14 protein-coding genes are annotated in these 17,010 nt (G+C 69.0%); 9 read left to right on the top strand and 5 right to left on the bottom strand.

Features of this window, described 5'->3' with window-relative positions; genetic code table 11:
- Positions 1-26: 26 nt before the first annotated feature.
- From VF557_13595 to VF557_13585, 3 genes are all read left to right on the top strand, one after another.
- A complete protein-coding gene (locus VF557_13595) occupies positions 27-917 on the top strand; it encodes a TIGR01777 family oxidoreductase (protein ID HEX8081238.1) in 891 nt (296 codons plus the stop codon).
- Positions 918-1,244: 327 nt separating this feature from the next.
- Positions 1,245-1,826, top strand: a complete 582-nt coding sequence (locus tag VF557_13590; GenBank protein ID HEX8081237.1) for a hypothetical protein — start codon at positions 1,245-1,247, stop codon at positions 1,824-1,826.
- 222 nt (positions 1,827-2,048) lie between these two features.
- Positions 2,049-4,028 carry a translation factor GTPase family protein gene (locus tag VF557_13585; GenBank protein HEX8081236.1) on the top strand — a complete coding sequence of 660 codons (1,980 nt, stop codon included), beginning with the start codon at positions 2,049-2,051 and terminating at the stop codon, positions 4,026-4,028.
- 12 nt (positions 4,029-4,040) lie between these two features.
- Here the strand turns inward: VF557_13585 and VF557_13580 are convergent, their stop codons facing one another.
- Entirely contained in the window at positions 4,041-5,720 is a 1,680-nt protein-coding gene (locus VF557_13580; GenBank protein ID HEX8081235.1) for a patatin-like phospholipase family protein, read from the bottom strand.
- A 176-nt stretch (positions 5,721-5,896) separates the two neighbouring features.
- Between VF557_13580 and VF557_13575 the strand changes: the two genes are divergently transcribed.
- From VF557_13575 to VF557_13560, 4 genes are read left to right on the top strand one after another with little or no spacing between them, the layout of a single operon-like run.
- Positions 5,897-7,171 carry a toll/interleukin-1 receptor domain-containing protein gene (locus tag VF557_13575; protein ID HEX8081234.1) on the top strand — a complete coding sequence of 425 codons (1,275 nt, stop codon included), beginning with the start codon at positions 5,897-5,899 and terminating at the stop codon, positions 7,169-7,171.
- On the top strand, positions 7,168-8,079 hold the full coding sequence (locus tag VF557_13570) for a MoxR family ATPase (GenBank protein ID HEX8081233.1): 912 nt from the start codon (positions 7,168-7,170) through the stop codon (positions 8,077-8,079). The genes VF557_13575 and VF557_13570 overlap by 4 nt, the downstream gene beginning before the upstream one ends.
- Positions 8,072-8,995 carry a hypothetical protein gene (locus VF557_13565; protein HEX8081232.1) on the top strand — a complete coding sequence of 308 codons (924 nt, stop codon included), beginning with the start codon at positions 8,072-8,074 and terminating at the stop codon, positions 8,993-8,995. The genes VF557_13570 and VF557_13565 overlap by 8 nt, the downstream gene beginning before the upstream one ends.
- Positions 8,988-12,152, top strand: coding sequence for a CHAT domain-containing protein (locus tag VF557_13560; protein HEX8081231.1), 3,165 nt, complete (start codon positions 8,988-8,990; stop codon positions 12,150-12,152). The genes VF557_13565 and VF557_13560 overlap by 8 nt, the downstream gene beginning before the upstream one ends.
- Here the strand turns inward: VF557_13560 and VF557_13555 are convergent.
- Both VF557_13555 and VF557_13550 read right to left on the bottom strand, forming a co-directional pair.
- A complete protein-coding gene (locus tag VF557_13555) occupies positions 12,111-12,722 on the bottom strand; it encodes a GNAT family N-acetyltransferase (protein ID HEX8081230.1) in 612 nt (203 codons plus the stop codon). The two genes, VF557_13560 and VF557_13555, sit on opposite strands and share 42 nt — an antisense overlap.
- Before the next feature lie 7 nt (positions 12,723-12,729).
- On the bottom strand, positions 12,730-13,377 hold the full coding sequence (locus tag VF557_13550; GenBank protein ID HEX8081229.1) for a nitroreductase family protein: 648 nt from the start codon (positions 13,375-13,377) through the stop codon (positions 12,730-12,732).
- Between the two features lie 131 nt (positions 13,378-13,508).
- On the opposite strand from VF557_13550, the gene VF557_13545 reads away from it, so the two are divergent.
- Both VF557_13545 and VF557_13540 read left to right on the top strand, forming a co-directional pair.
- The gene (locus VF557_13545; GenBank protein ID HEX8081228.1) at positions 13,509-13,772 is read left to right on the top strand and encodes a DUF1778 domain-containing protein; all 264 of its coding nucleotides are present in this window, start codon (positions 13,509-13,511) and stop codon (positions 13,770-13,772) included.
- Between the two features lie 10 nt (positions 13,773-13,782).
- On the top strand, positions 13,783-14,286 hold the full coding sequence (locus VF557_13540) for a GNAT family N-acetyltransferase (protein ID HEX8081227.1): 504 nt from the start codon (positions 13,783-13,785) through the stop codon (positions 14,284-14,286).
- Between the two features lie 70 nt (positions 14,287-14,356).
- On the opposite strand, the gene VF557_13535 is transcribed toward VF557_13540, so the two are convergent.
- Both VF557_13535 and dnaB read right to left on the bottom strand, forming a co-directional pair.
- Entirely contained in the window at positions 14,357-15,310 is a 954-nt protein-coding gene (locus tag VF557_13535; GenBank protein HEX8081226.1) for a hypothetical protein, read from the bottom strand.
- Positions 15,311-15,406: 96 nt separating this feature from the next.
- Positions 15,407-16,798: a replicative DNA helicase gene (dnaB, locus tag VF557_13530; GenBank protein ID HEX8081225.1), complete on the bottom strand. Its 1,392-nt coding sequence runs from the start codon at positions 16,796-16,798 to the stop codon at positions 15,407-15,409.
- Positions 16,799-17,010 lie beyond the last annotated feature (212 nt).

The following is a 17,010-nucleotide window of genomic DNA, read 5'->3' as shown; positions in this document are numbered from 1 at the left end:
GCCCTCGTCAGCCGAAACGTCGCCACGTGAAGGTCGTGATCGCGGGCGGCACCGGCGCGCTGGGACGTCGGCTGGCCGATGACCTCGCGGCGAGGGGGCATGAGGTGGTCATCCTGACCCGCTCGCCTGGCTCGGGCCGCCACCGGCAGGTGCGCTGGGACGGCCGCGGTGTCGGCGCGTGGGCGGCCGAGCTGCCGGGTGCGGCGCTGGTGAATTTGGCGGGCGAGCTGGTCGACCGGCCGCCGACGCGGGCCGGGATCGCGTTGCTGACGAGCTCGAGGGTGGAGCCGACCCGGGCGCTGGCCGCCGCGGCCGCGGCTCTCGATGACCCGTTGCCGGTGTGGATCCAGGCCTCCACCCTGGCGATCCACGGCGATGCCGGCGAGCAGCTGTTGGACGAGGATTCCCCGCCGGCGGACGGCCCGCCGCAGATGGCCGGGGTGGCCAGGGCGTGGGAGGCGGCGGCCGCGCAGGTCAACGCCGACCGCGCGGTGCTGCTTCGGACCGGCATCGTGCTCGATCGCGACACCCCTGCCCTGGACCGGCTGGCCGGCCTGGCCCGCTGGGGGCTGGGTGGGCGGATCGGCGACGGCCGGCAGTGGGTGAGCTGGGTGCACATCGAGGACTGGCTGGCCATCGTGCGCCGGGTGCTGGAAGGCGGCGCCGGCGTCCTGGTGGCCAGCTCTCCGAACCCGGTGCGCAACGCCGAGTTGATGGCGGCGCTGCGCCGCGCTGTGCACCGCCCGCCCGCGCCGCCCACCCCGACCTTCGCGGTGCGGCTCGGCGCTCTCGTCCTGCGATCAGACCCTGCGCTGGCGCTGACCGGCCGGCGCGCGGTTCCGAAGCGGCTGCTGGCCGAGGGGTTCTCGTTCCGGCATCCGCACATCGAGGAAGCGCTGCGCGACCTGCTGCGCTGATCTGCCAAGCCAGGCTCAGTACACCAGCAAGCCGTCCAGGCTAAGGCTGAGGTCTGTGAGAGCGTTGCCCCCGTGTCAGTGCCATGGACCGGTTCACCATGGGAGGTGAGTGCAGCCGCTGCCGACGGCTGCGCGTCGGCGTCAGCAGATTTTTCGTGGGCGACTCTTATCATCACGATCGCGATAGGTGCGGTCATGTATTGGATCGCATATTGCGCGCGGAGGGCTCCAGCGCATCCTCACCCCCTTGTCATACGCTTCGGCGGAATTCTGCAGAGTCTTGCCACACCGTGCTTCATCGGTTCCGCAGTTAGTTACGCCGTTGGGTTGACGCAACGGGACCAGTGCGGCCAGCTGACCGGCCCGGGAATTGACCTCGCGATGTGGCTCCTCCTGGCAAGCGCGACTTTGTTCACCGTCGGCCTGACGATGACGACGGCAAGCGAGTGGGCAGCGATCTACACGGTGGCAACACTCGACCTCGGCTTGGCGTCGCTGCTTGCGTGGGCTCCGATCTCGCACCGGCGATTAATAATCACGCTTCTAGTCGTTCACGGTATCTGCACCGCAGTGGCAGGTTGGTGGTCGTGGCGAAGCCGTCTGGGAACTCCTTTGAATCGGGCAAAGGGCTCCGAGCCAGGCCGCACACTCGCAGCCGGATGGATCATCCTGCTGGCTCTGCACATCGGTCTGTCCAACGAAGTCGACTCAATCAGATCCGCCGCCGACACCCACTTCCTCGCACTCTTCATCGTCGCGGCGATCGGCATCGTCATGGGCACGGGCTATACGAAGTACTCAGAAGCCCGAGACTCCCTCACTGAAGCGCAACGCCTCACATCCAGCAAGACCTGGCAGCGCGCGCGAGCCGTCGTTGAGTGGAGCACTCGGTACCACGAATCCTTCTGATAAGGCGCGGCATCGGACTTCGTTACCAGGACGTTCTTACTACCGCAGCTAGCGTCGAACTTCACCCCAGTATTTCGGTTGCCTTGCTCCTGCATGGGTGCTGCACTGAGCTGCGCCCGATGCGGGCGTCCTGTTTCGCCGATCAAAGGAGCCCCCAGATGCGCCAAGCGTTCACGTCCACCCAGCTGACACCTGTCAACCGACGTGAGGGCATGGCGCTTTGTGAAGAGATTGAACCTCGGGGTGGTGGCGCATGTTGACGCCGGAAAGACCAGCCTGACCGAACGACTGCTGTTCAACACCGGCGCTGTTGACGAGATCGGCAGCGTGGACGCCGGCAGCACCCGCACCGACTCGCTGGCCCTGGAGCGCGAGCGCGGCATCACCATCCGGGCGGCCGTCGCGTCCTTCGTGATCGACGACGTCAGCGTCAACCTGCTGGATACACCTGGGCATCCGGACTTCATCGCCGAGGTCGAGCGGGTGCTCGGCGTGCTCGACGGGGCGGTGCTGGTGATCTCGGCGGTGGAGGGCGTGCAACCGCAGACCCTGGTGCTGATGCGCGCGCTGCGCCGGCTGCGGGTGCCGACGCTGATCTTCGTCAACAAGATCGACCGCCGCGGCGCCCGGGACGACGGCGTGCTCGCCGGCATCGCCGACCGGTTGACGCCCCGGATCACAGCGATGGGCTCGGTGACCGGCCTCGGAAGCCGTGGCGCGGACTTTCAGCCGTACGGGGCGGATGATTCTGCGTTCAGCGCGCGGCTGCTCGACCTGCTGAGCTCCGACGACGACGCGTTGCTTTCTGCCTACGTCGAGGACGAGTCGGCGGTCTCCTACGTCCGGCTGCTGGACTCCCTCGCCGACCGGACCCGGCGTGGCCTGGTGCATCCGGTGTTCTTCGGCTCGGCGATCACCGGGGCGGGAGTGGCCGAGCTGCTGGCCGGCATCGCCCGGCTGCTGCCCGCGGCTGACGGGGATGTCGACGGGCCGCTGTCAGGCACGGTGTTCAAGATCGAGCGTGTCCGGGCCGGTGAGAAGGTGGCCTACGTCCGGCTGTTCGCCGGCGCGCTGGCGGTGCGCGACCGGGTGGAGTTGCGCGGTATCCGGGAGAAGGTCACCGGCATCGGCGTCTTCACCTCGGCCGGGGTGGAGCCGCGCGGCTGCGTCGTCGCCGGTGAGATCGCCCAACTGTGGGGCCTGGCGGGCGCGCGGATCGGCGACCCGATCGGGGTGCCCGTTGCTTCGGGCGGTGGTCAGGTGTTCGCGCCGCCGACGCTGGAAACCGTGGTGGCGCCGGTGGATCCGGCTGACAAGGGCTTGCTGCATGCCGCGCTGACCCAGCTCGCCGAGCAGGACCCACTGATCGGGTTGCGCCAGGACGACCTGCGCGGCGAGATCTCGGTGTCGCTGTATGGCGAAGTGCAGAAGGAGGTGGTTTCGGCAACATTGACAAGGGAATTCGACGTCGAGGTCCGGTTCCGCGAGACGACCGTCATCTGCATCGAACGCCTGGTCGGCTGCGGCGCGGCGGTGGAGTTCATCGACGTCGTGCCGAACCCGTTCCTGGCGACGGTCGGCCTGCGGGTCGAGCCGGCCCCGGTCGGCGCCGGTGTCCAGTACCGCCTGGAGGTCGAGCTCGGGTCGATGCCGTACGCCCTGATGCGGGCGATCGAGGAGACGGTGCACCTGACGCTGCGGCAGGGCCTGTACGGCTGGCAGATTCCCGATTGCGTGGTGGTGCTGACCCACACCGGGTACTGGCCGCGGCAGAGCCACATGCACGGCAGCTTCGACAAGAGCATGTCCAGCACAGCGGGTGACTTCCGCAACCTGACGCCGCTGGTGCTGATGACCGCGCTGCGCCGGGCCGGCACTCAGGTGTGCGAGCCGGTGCACACCTTCACGCTGGAGCTGCCGGCGGCCAGCTATGGCGCGGTGCTGCCGGTGCTCGGCCAGCTGCGGGCGGTCCCGTCGGCGCCTGCCGCGCACGGCGGGACGTACCTGCTGACCGGGGTTATCCCAGCGGCCCGGGTGCACGAGCTGCAGCAGCGGCTGCCTGGTCTCACTAGCGGCGAGGGCGTGCTGGAATCGGCTTTCTCGCATTACGAGTTGGCTGAAGGGCTTCCGAGCCGGCCTCGGACCGACGCCAACCCGCTGGACCGGGCTGTCTACCTGCTGCACGTCCAGCGGCGGGTGTAAGCCCGGCTGGTTTCAGAGGAATCCCCTGAAGTGATCGGCCACGTCCACCGTCCGGCCGACCTTTTCGCCGATGGCCCGTAGCTGCGCCATTTCGCCTACCGCGTCGAGCTTCCGAATCGTTTTCTGGGCTCGGCTGGATGTTATTCCGTACTCCTGCAGCGTCTCTTTTGACAGGTTGGCGTCGTAGCGGACGTAGCTGAACCGGCTGCCACCCGGAGCGGGCGCCGGGTTCAGGCGGGCGCCGAACTCCCGATCGATCTCCTCGCCCGCGCGGGTGCTGCCGAAGGCGCGGGCAAGCAGGTCCTGGCCGACCGATGCGCCGCGCATGAACACCGACGGGAAGTTCTTGGCGTTGAACCCGAGCCAGACCTTGCCCGGCCGCAGGCCGGGGTGCACGGACGCGGCCGATCCGGTGCCCACCGAGACCACCAGCAGGTCCTCCGGTCCGGCGCGCCAGTTCAATCCGTATTCAGGAAGCGTGGCCATGACGTACATCAACAGGGCGGGATTGTTGAATGGGGTGAGGCCGCCGTCCTGAAAGACGAACTCGTGTGACCCGACCCGGATGGTCTGCGGGGCGAAGTACACCGGCGCGGCCGTGCTGCCCCGCAGCAGCTCGGTCAGGGACAGGTCCAGATTGCGGTCAGAGGGTGATTGAAGGCAGCGATCGGCCCGGTTGTACTTGGCTTGGGTGCAATTGCTCAGCGGCCAGGCAGAGTCGGTCACCGTGTTGTGCAGGACCAGCAGGACCAGCGATCGGAACTCGGGAGCGCCCAGCGTGCGCCCGGGCCCGAAGAAGTCTTCCAACTCCGAGCGAAGCTGGTCATCGGGGTAGAACGACCGGAGCCGGAAAGGCAGGAAACGCTTTCGAAAGACGGTGGACGCGAGGGAGATGTACCGGTCCTGGACCTCGGCGACGGAGCGGCCCATCGCAAGCGCCGCCGCGATCACCGCGCCGGTGCTGGTGCCGCCCACGTAGTCGAAGTAGTCGGCTAGCACCAGGTCCGGGCTCCCGCGCCGCTGGCGCAGCTGGGCCTCCATCGAGCGCAGGATCTCCAGTGACAGGACCCCGCGGATGCCTCCGCCGTCCAGGGCGAGCAGCTTCTTCGGGCCGGGCGCGCTCTGCCTGCTCTCATAGGCACGCGGCGTCGGGTCGATCACGTGAACCGGGCCCGTCCTGCCACCCCCGGCGAGCTGCCGGACGAAGTTCCGGGTGCCGCCGGGGCCGTCGCCCTCCGCGCCGTTCCACACGATCACCGCGTGCGGGTGGCCGCCGTAGGACCTGGTGATCTCGATCAGTCGTTGATTCGTGCGGGAATAGACGTCATCTGCCGGATCAGAGGCCGGCGGCACGACCTCCACGTCGGCGATCGCGGACAGCGCGCGGAACCGGGCCACCCAGTCCGTGCCGGGCAGGGCGACCGAGGTCTGTTCGAACTGCTCGGCAGGCGCGGCGAGACAGAGCCGCACCCGGGCGCCGAGCTCCCGCGCCTGCTCGGCCACGATGATGTCAGCGCCGCGCGCTCCGCCGCAGACGACGGTCGTGGACGGCCCGACGTTCCACCCGCGCAGCGTCGCGGCGACCTCCCGGGTGACCCGCTCGACCTCGCCGGCGGGGAAACGCGGCGTGCTCCGGTCCGCGGCGTCCACCATATGGCCACTCGCGACGACGACCTCGGGTGCATCGGCCATCTCCCAAGCGAACCACAACGCGGCCCGGCAGACGAGGGTCGAAAGCCGCTCAGCGGGCCGGCGGCGTCGCCTCGGCGCCGGAGCCGGCCGAACGCTATGTTTATCGGCGAGACCGCCGCTGCGGGCAGCTGTCCGGTGCTACGAGTGACGTGGTCTTTCGCGGGGCGGGGGTCGTCATGGTGTACCGGCTGTTCCTCAGCCACAGCTCGCCCTCCTCGGCCAGCAAGGAGCGCCTGCGCGAGCTTGCGGCGAGCATCGAGGAAGCGGCCGAGCCGCATGGGGGGATCCGGGTCCTCTATGACCAGGAGCAGATCACGGGCGGGGATGACTGGCGCCGGCGGATCGCCTTCATGCTGCACGTGTGCCACGGCGGCGTGGTGCTTCTCGACGAGGCCGCGCTGGCCTCGCAATGGGTGCACGCCGAAGCCCTGTTCCTGTCCCTCCGGCACTCCTACGACGAGGCCTTCGCCTTCGTCCCGGTGTCCTTCCTCGACGAGCCGGACCTCGAGCGGGCCAGGCAGGCCCGGGCCGCCCAGCGGCAGGCCTTTGCCGAGACGTCGTGGAAGGTCGTGAACCTGCCCGGCATCCAGTTCGTCCGTGGCAAGGGCGTCACCGAGGTGGCCACGAGCATCGTGACCGCCCTGCGCGACCGTGGCCTTCTCGGGCCCGGCGAGACCCCCGCGGCCCAGCTCGCCAACCAGCTGGCGCCGCTGCTCGACCGGGCGTCCCAGCCCGCGCTGCGCGAGCTGGCCGACGGCTTGTCGGCCCGCGCCGGCTACCTCGCCGACAACGCAGAGAACCTCGCGGCCCTCGCGATCATCGAGGCGATGCTGCGCTCGGAATGCCTGACCGAGACCCGCGATCTCATGAAGGACTTCGGCACGGCGTTCCCGAATCCGCTACGCCTGAGAATTCTGGAGGAGCTCTCGCCGCTGGTGGTCGCCGCGGGCGCCTCTGCGATGCTGCGCCGCCGCCGCAGTCGGGGCGGCTACGCGCACGCCAGCCTGTGCTCCGAACGGCCGGGCTACACGGTTCCGCGCTACATCCGCCGGGCTCATCTGGCCCAGGAACCACCTCCGCATTTCGCGATAGCCAACACTCACGGCGCCTTCGAGGAGCTCCGCGCGAACCTGCGCGACGGCTGGCGCGCGCGCCACGGATCGGCCATGGCGCAGTCGCTCACCGATGAGGACGTCGACGAACTGCTCGCGACGAGCACCCCGGACCTCTACGTCTGGGTTCCTGGTCCCATCGACGAAGAGGTTCTCGAGCTCTTGGACGAGACCTACCCGCGGGTGGCCTTTCTCGTGCATCACCAGGCGAGTGCGGCGCCCCCGACGTTGCCTGCCCAACTGCTTCCGGTCACCCCGACTCTGACCTCCCAGGACGAGCGCCGGATCTACTTCGACTACCTGGCGGCAATCCAGGCGCTGGAGGGAGACTCAGCATGAACTTCGACGCCGCTCCGTTCCGTCCCGACACTGACGCGGTTCCGGGAAAGAAGTCCTACGTCTATCACGACAAGCGGATCGTGCTGGCCGTGAACGTGGCCCTTGCGACCAGGCGGCCATTGCTGATCACCGGCGTTCCGGGCTCGGGCAAGTCGACGCTCGCGGCCGATGTCGCCGAGCGCCTCGACTGGGCCTACGTCGCCACGACGGTGACCTCCCGAACCCGGCTGGAGGACCTCAGCGCCCGCTTCGACGCCGTCGCCCGGCTCAGTGACGCGCAGGAGCACAAGGCGAAGGACGCCGCCCACTACGCCGTGCCCGGAGTCCTGTGGTGGGCATTCAATCCGGAATCAGCGGGAGCGATGGTCAGGGCCCAGGACCACCGGACGAAACCTGAGCGCAGCGGCCACGGGACGGTCGTCCTCCTCGACGAGATCGACAAGGCCGAGCCTGACCTGCCCAACGACCTGCTGGAGCCGCTGGAGCGTTCGGTGATCAACGTGCCGGGCCACGGCGCGATCACGGCGCAGGCGCCCCTGCTCATCATCATCACGAGCAACGGCGAGCGCTCGATGCCTCCGGCGTTCCTGCGCCGGTGCATCCAGCTCGAACTGGCAGACACCGAACCCGGCTTCTTCACGGCGGTCGCGACCTCACACTTCGGGGCGCGGCAGGACACCCTGTACGCCGACATCGCGGCTCGCACGCTCGAACTCGGCAAGGCGGCCACCCACGAGCGCCGCCGGCCACCCTCGATGGCCGAATACCTCGACACGGTCAAGGCATGCCTTGCCTACGGGCAGCGGCCACCGACCGCCGACGGTCCCGGAACCGACCTGTGGGACGCGATCGAGGAGGCGGCACTGCGCAAGACCCGTGCCAAGCCCGCAAGCGAGCACCGTGTCTGAGGAGAATCGCGGCACCGTCGGCTGGGGCGACGCGATCACCGCCGCCGCCGAGCTTGCCCTGACCGCGGCGGAGGACCTCGACGAGCTCGTGGAGCTGCTGGGACTCAGGGCGCCGGCGCCCGGGCCCGAGGACGACCCGCTGCCTGAGCCCGGTCAGGTCGAACAGCCGGTCGACGTCGAGCCGGCCGGGCCGGCATGGGCGACGCTGCCGCCGGGCTATGACGACCTGCCGATGGCGCAGGACCAGCGCACCTTCGTCGAGGCGCTCAGCGATCTGCCCGTCGACGTGTTCGGCAGCACGGCCGCGCCGCTGGCGCCGATCACCTCGCTGACCGCCGCTGTCCCGTACGAGCCGCCGATCCCCGCGACCCTGCTGCGCGCGGCGATGACCATGCTGGTGCGCCGGGACCACCGCTCCGACGACATCGACCTCGATCAGGTCATCGAGTCGATCGCCGAGCAGCAGCCGCTGGTCACGCTGCCGCGGGTCGTCGAGCCGAGCACCCAGCGGGGCGTCGCCATCGTCGCCGACGTCGGCGCCAGCATGCTGCCCTACCTGGCTGACGTGCGGGCCTTCGTGGGCGAGGTCGAGCACGTGGTTGGGGAGTCGAACACCACCGTGGAGTGGGTCGATCACGATCAGCACGGCCCCCACGACGCCGTCGATCCGGAGGAGCTGTTCGCCTCGGGCCGTCCGGTGCTGGTGATCTCCACGCTCGGCGCGGCCCGGGCGCCGGGCTCGTCGGCGATCGGCCGGCTGCGCTGGCTGGAGTTCGCGGAGGCGGCGCGGCAGCACGACGCCGACGTGCTCGCGCTCGTCCCGCACCGACTGCGGTCCTGGCCGGACGACCTTGCCCGCGCCATCCGGCTGGTGGCCTGGGACGACCTGCCACGGGTGGGCCGTGGCCGTGACTGAGCCGACCGACGAGGCAGCCGGCCTGGCGGCGCTGGAGAGGCGACGTCCCGACATCGTGGGACTGGCCCGGCTGGCGAGCGTGGCGACGATCATCGAGCCACCGTTGCTGCGCCGGCTCCGCCTGGAGCTGGGTGGCCGGGTCCGGGCCGAGCAGGCCGGCGGCCATCCAGCTGGAGGCTGGCATGCCGGCACCGAGGCGGACCTGTGGTTCAGCGACCTCGCCCACGTCGCCACCGCCGGCCAGCTGACGCTCCGCCCGGCGGTGCTCGAGGTGTTGCGTGGCCAGCTCGGCGGGCCGGCCCACCGTGCGACGGCCGGGGCGGCCCGCCGGCTGGTGGTCGCCGCGCATCGGGAGCACACCGACATGGTCCGACTCGAGGAGCGGATCATCTGGTCGTCGATGATCGGCGACGCATCAGACGTCGGCGACGCCTTCGAGCGCGCGCTGGCCACCTTGAAGCTGCATCCCGAACGTGCCGCCGAGGTGGTCCGCTGGTTCCTGCAGGCCCGCCGCAGGCTCCCTGCGAGCGCGCTGGCGCACGACGCCGGGCGGCGGCTGCTGGCCGCGGTGGCGATGCACGTGGACCGGGTGATCGCTCCGGAGATCCTAGCCGGGGACCGGTTCCCGGACGGGCTGGCGGACCTGGCGCCGCTCAGCCTGCCGGTGACCACGGTCGGCGTCCAGGTTATCCCCGGCGGCCTGCGCTTCGTCCCACCCTCGGACCCTGACGCCGGTGTGCTGACCCTGCCGCACACCCGCCCGCTCGCGCTGGAGGCCAGCTGGCAGGACCCCGGTGGCGACGAGCATGTCGCGGTCGTGCGGGCCGACGCCGGCCTGGCCGCCGCTCTGGACGGGCTGGCCGGCAGGGCCGTGCTGCGGACCATCTCGGGCCAGCGCTATCACGTCGAGTCGACACGCTCACGACGAGTGGTCGTCGCGCTGTTCGGCACGGTGCCCGGCTGGACGAGCCTGAGCGACAGCGAGATCTCCCGCCGCGTCACCGCTGCCCATGGCGCTCCGGAGGTGACCGTCCAGGTGGTCCGTGAGCCGCCGGACGTCTATGCCCGTCCCGAGATTCTCGTGGTCAGCGATCAGGTCGACCTCGGCCGGTCAGGCCCGGCGCTCAACGCCGTCATGAGCGGCCTTGCCCGGGCCGTCGCGCATACCGGGGTGGGTGAGGGCGAAGTCCCCGCGATAGTGATCGACTTCTCGCCCCTGGGTAATGAAGTCCTGGCGGACGTGATGCGTCCCACGCTGCGGGGGGTTGAGGTGCCCATATGGCTGGGGGACACCAACGACCCCGAGGGGACGGTCGCGGCCGCCGTGGGCAGGATCGTGGCGAATCCGCGACGGCTCTACACCCTGGACGTGCGCCATGCGTTGAACGTGCTCCAGTCCGTCGCGGTGGCCTTTCACGTGCGGCTCTTCCATAGAGCCGAAGTCGAGGATCAGCAGGCCGAGCAGGCGCTTTTCGACCTGCCGCCGGAGGAGGACCCGGACGCGCCCGATGTCGCCACCGCGACGTTCCACCACGTCCGTGGCATGTGTGAGTGGATCTTCGCGGGTCCAGTGCGCGGGTATCTCGATGGCCAGGACGACCCCACGCAGGTGCCCGTCGAGCCGCGAGAGCCCCAGACCGGTCTCCTTGTCGACGAGATGGGCCGGGATTACACCAGCGTCGGGTGGTCGCCGAGCGGGGAGCGCTGGGCCTCGTTCGAGGCCTACTTCTCGTGGTTCACGCAGCAGTGGCAGGCGTATGCGCGGATGCTGCGCGACCGGCTGGGCGCCGGACTGATCCTCAACGATTACTCGGTGGCCATGGATGACCTGGAGGCCGCCCGGCTCGCCATTGGCACGGCGGCCTTGCCGTTAGGGAGCGACGAGGTGCTGCCTTACATGCCCTACATGTCCGGGGGCCTTTTCGAACCAGGGTCGTCTCACCCATCGGAGTCGCGGGATCGACCGAGGGAGATGGAGCCTCCCCCGAGGACTGTCTATCCGATCGAGCGGGCTCACCTGCCGGAGCTGATCACCGCACTTGCCGCGCCGGTGCTCGCCGCGGTCGAAGCCGAGGCCGCCCAGCGGGCGGCGCGGAGGCAGCAGCAGGTACCTACGACGCCCGACTCGATCCACCTGATCGTCACAGTGGAACCGGGGTCGGACAGCGACGAGCTTCGTTGGACTCTGGGCAACGCCGGCGCCGAGCTGACCCAGGTCGTCACGAGGGGAGGCTCAGCCGGACTGACCCGGGTAGTGACGAGGGCAAGGGGAGACTCAGCCGAGTTCGCCCGAACACTCGCGCGGACCGCCTTTCCCAGCTTCCCGCCCGGGGTCATCGAGGATGTGTCCCGGGAGATCGCGGCCGCGTTCCCAGCACAATTCTGGTCCGACCTGGCCAGTGTTGACGCTGAGTCCGGTGGGCGTCCCATGATCACGTTCCGGTCCGACCTGGACGTGCCGTGGGAACTGGCCGAAGCCCGCCTGCCGTCGAAAATTTCTCTTCCGCCATTTCTGGGGTGCCATGCCGTGGTGGCGCAGTTGCCGGGCAGAGTCTCCTCGCTCGAGCTGACCGTCGGTGGCGACATAGCGGTGATCGGACCTGGCTACGGCGGAGGCAGATCGTCGACGCTCCGGGGCGCTGAAGCGGAGGCGGCGGAGCTGGTGCAGCATTACGGGGCGCGGCGGCTCCCCACTGACTTGGGTGGCGTGCTGGGCGCGCTGCGCGGTGATGACCGGATCGGCATCCTGCACCTCACCGGCCACAGCGTCAGAAGCGGCGACGACATCGAACCCGGCCTGTTACTCGATGACGGCTCCCGCTTGACCTCAAGGGAACTCACTTACGTCCGGTTAGCCTCGGCGCCGCTGGTGGTCCTCAACACCGCCGGGTCAACAGCCTTGGCGGCGGCCTTCCTCCGGGCCGGCGCCGCCGCGGTCATCGCTGCGATGTGGCAAGTCTCGGACGAGGCGGCTGCGGAGTTCGCGAGCCGGTTCTACGCCGGCGTCCTGGAAGAGGAGGTACCGCCGGCGGAGATGCTGCGACGGCTGCGGTGCGGGTACCGGCGTGGCGCCGACGGAATCGGCGCCTTGGCCTACCGTTTCTTCGGTCACCCATCACTGGTCGTCCGCGGCGACCGAGCGGTTCCTTCCGCCTGAGGCTCGCCCGGCGAGCCACTCATCTCGGGTGATCGCGTACTCGACCTCGCCGTGCTCGGCGCCGGGGATCGGCTCGTCCCAGTCGCCCTGGAAGGTGCGCACGTGCCGCAGCCCGATCGAGGTCATGGTCGCCCGGGAGGCTTCGTTGACCGCCATCGTCTCGGCGAAGATCCGGTGCAGCCCCAGGTCTTCGAAGCCGTGCCGGATCAGCTCGCGGGAGCCTTCGCTGGCCAGGCCCTGCCGCCAGTAGCGGCGCAGCAGCCGGTAGCCGAGTTCGGCTTGGCCCTCGACCGGCCCCTGGTCGGCGTGCTGCGGCGGGCTGAACAGCCACCAGCCGACGAACTGCCCCTCGTGGAAGCCGGCCCAGAAGCCCAACCCGGGCACCAGGTCGGCGACGGCAAGCCGGTGGCGGTGGTGGCGCTGCACCTCGTCCCGGGCGCGCACCTTGCCGTTGCCGAGATAGCGCATCACCTCGGGGTCGGAGTCGAGTTCGACCTCGTGGTCCAGGTGCTCCTCGGCCAGCGGCACCAGGGTGAGCCGGCGGGTGCGCAGTGTTGCCTGTCTGGTCATCGAGTGATCACCAGCGATCCCAGTGCAGAACCTCGTCCAGTGGCTGGCGCGCGGCCGGCCGGAAGTCCGTTCCGGTGTAGTACGCGGTCGGGATCAGCGCGGCCTGGCGGATACCGTCCGGCAGGCCGAGGACCGCCGCGACCTCGTCCTCGTAGACCAGGTGCAGGGTGGTCCAGGCGGTGCCTAGCCCGCGGGCCCGAGCGGCCAGCATGAAGCTCCAGACGGCGGGAAGCAGCGACGCCCAGAGGCCGGCCTGGTTTCCGGTGGGCAGGCTTTCGACTTTCAGGCAGGGCAGCACCAGCACCGGCGCCTCGGCCATGTGATCGGCCAGGTAGGCGATGCTGTCACTCACCCGTTGCTGCACCGGCGCCCGCGCCGGATCGTCGGCGAACAGCCTGCCGGCCGCACCCGCGGAGGCCAGGTACTGCTCGGTGGACCGGCGATAGATCTCGCCGATGGCGCGCCGCTGGTCGGCGTCGGTCACCACGATCCAGTGCCAACCCTGCCGGTTGGAGCCGGACGGCGCCTGCAGCGCCACCTGCAGGCAGTCTTTGATGAGCTCTTCGGGAACCGGTCGGGTCAGGTCCAGCCGCTTGCGCACGGTCCGGGTGGTGGTCAGCAGCTCGTCCGGGTTCAGCGGGATGGTGAAGGCCATGCCTGCATTCTGGCAAAGCGGGCTGACTAGCTGATGGTCACATTGACTACGCCGAGGATGCCACGTGGGGCACTATGCCATTCCGACGAGCCATCGTGTACATACGATGTACATACGGTTAGGAGTTCAACATGGCTACGGCTGCTCGGCTCAACTTTCGAGTTCGACCAGACACCGAGCATCGGCTTCGGGCTGCGGCTGCGGCAACCGACCAATCCTTGACCGACTTCGTGATCTCCTCGGCGGAAGCTCGCGCCGAGGAGGTGCTCGCCTCGCGCACCCTGGTCCCGGCGGACTACTTCGACCAGCTCATCGCGGCACTTGACGAACCCGTCACCCCGAACGAGGCGCTGCGCACGTTGGCGCGACGCCCTCGCCGCGTAAAGCAGGCCTAGCCGCAGCGCTGTGAACTTCACCTCTGAGCCACTCAACGACTCGCACATTCTCACCTCATTTGACAGCGGCAAGGAACCGCTGGACCGCTGGCTGCGCCAGTCCGCTGGGCGGGGACAACTCCAAGACACCGGCCGTACCTTTGTGTGGCATGTCGGCGACGGCGAGATCCTCGCCTACTTCACGCTCACTGGTCACGCTCTGCACCGTGGAAGCCTGTCGAGAAAGCAGGCTCATTCGCTGCCTGCCGAGGTGCCGCCGATCCTGCTGGCCAAGCTCGCTCTGGATGCCAGCCTGCATGGGCAGGGACTGGGTGGCGAGCTGCTGCTCGACGCCCTGACCCGGTGCGTGCGAGCCGGCGAGATAGTCGTCTCACGATTCGTGGTGGTCGACGCGCTCGACGAGAACGCCGTTGGCTTTTACGAGAAGTACGGCTTCACGCCGGTGCCGGACACCGAGCCAGTCCGCCTTCTGCGGCGGCTCAAGAGCATCGCCGCTGACTTATCTGCGGATTAATACAACGCGAGGCGATGATCGGCTTCGAGATGGCTTCGGGCCCTGCCGTTCCTGCTGCGGGTGGCGCGCCTCAGATCCTCAGCTTGCTGAGATCTCCCCTGTGAGCGTGAGTGATGGGGTTCTGCGAGTCGCTGCGATACTCGTAGGAGCCGCCCTCGAACACGACGTAGACGTAGTTGCCGTAGATCGTCATGCCCTCGTTCATGCTAGGCGCGCGGAAGCATCGGAGCCTGGCGGTGTCCAGGCTGGAGTAGCCCCGCTTGACCACGTAGATGTTGCCGCGGTCGCCCCGGCCGTAACTGGTGCTGAAGAGGAACCGATCACCCAGCACCGCGACACCCTGGGTCTTCTTCGGCACCTCATAGCCGCCGTTCCTCAGCGTGGTGAGCGAGCCGTTGCGGTTCACCCGGTAGGCATACATCCTGTCCCGGTCATCCTCGTTGAACTTGCCGCTGAAGAGGTAATTGCCAGACGCGGTCATGAAGGACGCCCCGTAGACGGTGCGCGGCGTACCGACCGACGCGACGTAGAGGTAGCCGCGGCGGTGGTTCATGCCCCGGCGGATGTCAGAGGTCCGGTACTTGCGGATGCTGGTGCTGGTGTGCTGGACGTAGATCCAGTTGCCCACGACGGCGATGCCGCCGGCGTGCGTGTCTGCGATCTCCACGGTGCCGACCAGGCCGCCACCGGGTGCGATGCCATAGATCCGCGCGTTCTGACCGGGGTGATAGGAGGCCATCAGGAACATGTTGTGGCCCTTACCGTCCCAGTTTCGCCAGGTGGCGACGCCCTGGGGGATATGGGTGTCCAGGCCTGGCAACGGAAAGCTGCGGCTGAAGGCCCGGTCGTAGGCGATCGAGGCATCGGGACCTGGGTAGAACGGGCCCGAGCCGCTGCTGGCCGCAGTCGAGCAGGAGATCTCCGCGGCGGCGGCCGGGCTCGCGGTGAGCGGGCTGACGGCGACGGTCAGGCCGACCGCGAGGGTGGCGACCGCCACGCCGGCGATAGATGTGCGCAACGACATCGAGTTCTCCCTGAGCATAGTGATGGGGCCAGGGACTTACCTTAACCGTACATAGGTGTTAACGCAGTAATTACGCAAAACTTGCATTGCTGCTAATCACGAGGGCATGTCCACGAAGCGCGACAGGTGACCCTGGAAGGCCACCGTCGCCTGCCCCGTCGGCCCGTTGCGGTGCTTGGCGATGATGATGTCGGCCTCGCCGGCCCGTGGTGACTCGCGCTCGTACATGTCCTCGCGGTGCACCAGCAGCACCACGTCGGCGTCCTGCTCGATCGAGCCCGACTCGCGCAGGTCAGACAGCATCGGCTTCTTGTCGGTCCGCTGCTCGGGCCCGCGGTTGAGCTGGGACAGCGCCACCACCGGCACCTCGAGCTCCTTGGCGATCAGCTTCATCGCCCGGGAGAACTCCGACACCTCCTGCTGCCGCGACTCCACCCGCTTGCCCGAGGTCATCAGCTGCATGTAGTCGATCACGATCAGCTTCAGGTCGTGGCGCTGCTTGAGCCGGCGCGACTTGGCCCGGATCTCCATCATGGTCAGGTTCGGCGAGTCGTCGATGAACAGCGGCGCCTCGGCCAGCTCGGAGGACCGCAGCGCGATCTTGCGCCAGTCCTCATCGGTCATCCGCCCGGACCGGATGTCATTCAGCTTCACCCGCGCCTCGGCCGAGAACAGCCGCATCATGATGTCCTGCTTCGACATCTCCAACGAGAAGATCACCGTCGAGGCGTGCTGCTTGATCGCCGCCGACCGGGCGAAGTCCATCGCCAACGTCGACTTGCCCGAACCCGGCCGGCCGGCCACCACGATCATCTGCCCCGGGTGCAGGCCGTGGGTGATCTCGTCCAGGTGCTCGAACCCGGTCCGGATGCCGGTGCCCACCCCGCCGTTGGAGGTCATCCGGTCCATCTCGTCCAGGGTGCCCTCGAGTAGGTCCTCGATCCGGACGTAGTCCTCGGTGGTGCGCCGCTCGGTGACCTCGTAGATCTCGGCCTGGGCGCGGTCGACCACGTCGTCGACGGTGCCGGCCATCCCCTCGCCGCTGGCCGCCCCGTAACCCATCTGGACGATCCGGGTGCCGGCCTCGACCAGCCTGCGCAGGATCGAGCGCTCGGCCACGATCTCGGCGTAGTAGCCGGCGTTGGCCGCCGTCGGCACCCCGGAGATCAGGGTGTGCAGGTACGGGTGGCCGCCGACCCGGCCGATCACCCCGGACCGGCTCAGCTCGGCGGCGACGGTGACCGCGTCGGCCGGCTCGCCGCGGCCGTACAGGTCCAGGATCGCGTCGTAGATCAGCTGGTGGGCCGGGCGGTAGAAGTCGCCGCCGCGCAGCACCTCGATCACGTCGGCGATGGCGTCCTTGGACAGCAGCATGCCGCCGAGCACGGACTGCTCGGCCTCGATGTCCTGCGGCGGGGTGCGGTCGAACTTGGGGCCGGACGTATCCGGATCGCCCGCGATCGCGCGCAGCCCTGGACCTGAAGTCACACCGTCACCCATCGTCTGCCAACCCGTGGCGGGCGGCTAATCGGTCGTGTGCAGATTGGACCGCAACACTCCGACAGTTCTGGCTGGCTCGCCCGTCACGCGCCTTTCGCGCCGAGCCCGCGCTGACGTTAGAGAGGCCGGGACGCCACGGCAATCACGCCTGTGCACACACCTGTGGACGACAGTGTGGGCAACGCCGCCTGGAGTTGTTC

It is taken from the genome of Jatrophihabitans sp., from assembly GCA_036389035.1.
In the GTDB taxonomy this organism is placed as follows: domain Bacteria; phylum Actinomycetota; class Actinomycetes; order Mycobacteriales; family Jatrophihabitantaceae; genus Jatrophihabitans_A.
Note: the sequence above shows the minus strand (reverse complement) of the source record. Positions and strands in the feature narration are given on the sequence as shown.

What these genes read in the sequence shown, in the direction of transcription:
- VF557_13580 (HEX8081235.1), bottom strand. Translation starts at nt 5,720, where the DNA reads ATGGCCGATGCACCCGAGGTCGTCGTCGCGAGTGGCCATATGGTGGAC.
- VF557_13575 (HEX8081234.1), top strand. Translation starts at nt 5,897, where the DNA reads ATGGTGTACCGGCTGTTCCTCAGCCACAGCTCGCCCTCCTCGGCCAGC.
- VF557_13570 (HEX8081233.1), top strand. Translation starts at nt 7,168, where the DNA reads ATGAACTTCGACGCCGCTCCGTTCCGTCCCGACACTGACGCGGTTCCG.
- VF557_13555 (HEX8081230.1), bottom strand. Translation starts at nt 12,722, where the DNA reads ATGACCAGACAGGCAACACTGCGCACCCGCCGGCTCACCCTGGTGCCG.
- VF557_13550 (HEX8081229.1), bottom strand. Translation starts at nt 13,377, where the DNA reads ATGGCCTTCACCATCCCGCTGAACCCGGACGAGCTGCTGACCACCACC.
- VF557_13545 (HEX8081228.1), top strand. Translation starts at nt 13,509, where the DNA reads ATGGCTACGGCTGCTCGGCTCAACTTTCGAGTTCGACCAGACACCGAG.
- VF557_13535 (HEX8081226.1), bottom strand. Translation starts at nt 15,310, where the DNA reads ATGTCGTTGCGCACATCTATCGCCGGCGTGGCGGTCGCCACCCTCGCG.